General features: G+C 66.7%; 1 protein-coding gene. It reads right to left on the minus strand.

The window, feature by feature from the left end; translation table 11 throughout:
- Positions 1 to 475: amidase family protein (locus HX846_RS37220; RefSeq protein ID WP_256740465.1), on the minus strand; the 475-nt coding region annotated here is incomplete at both ends.

The raw sequence follows: 475 nt of genomic DNA on the forward strand, positions 1-475 counted from the left end.
CGGGCTGAAGCCGCAGGGCAGGCTGGCAGCGGGGTTGCCGGTGATATTGAACGGATAGGTAAACGGCGTCCAGCGGGCCCAGGGCACCGCGCCCTCCTCGCCCGGCCAGCCCTCGGGGGCAACCCGGTCGGCGGCGAACGGCAGGATCGGCATCGTCGGCATCAGCAGTACGTCGTAGTCATTAAACAGCGCGTGTACCTGATTGGCGAACAGTGCACGTTGCTGCACAGCCTTGAGGTAGGCCGCCAGATCGTAATCGGCGGAGCGCTTGATCAGCGCAGCGAAACCCGGGTCCAGTTGGTCGAGGCGATCGGCCAGGGATTTGCCATAGGCGATCCCGCGCCCGCCGACCCACAGGGTTTCGAAGGTGGCCAGCGGGTCTTGCCAGTCCAGGGCCAGGGTGGTGACGGTGACCGGCAGCTCATCCGCAAGGTAATGCACCGCCGCTTCGACGGTGGCGGCGATGACCGGGTCC

Origin of the sequence: Pseudomonas sp. K5002, assembly GCF_013386655.1 — a bacterium.
GTDB lineage: Bacteria > Pseudomonadota > Gammaproteobacteria > Pseudomonadales > Pseudomonadaceae > Aquipseudomonas.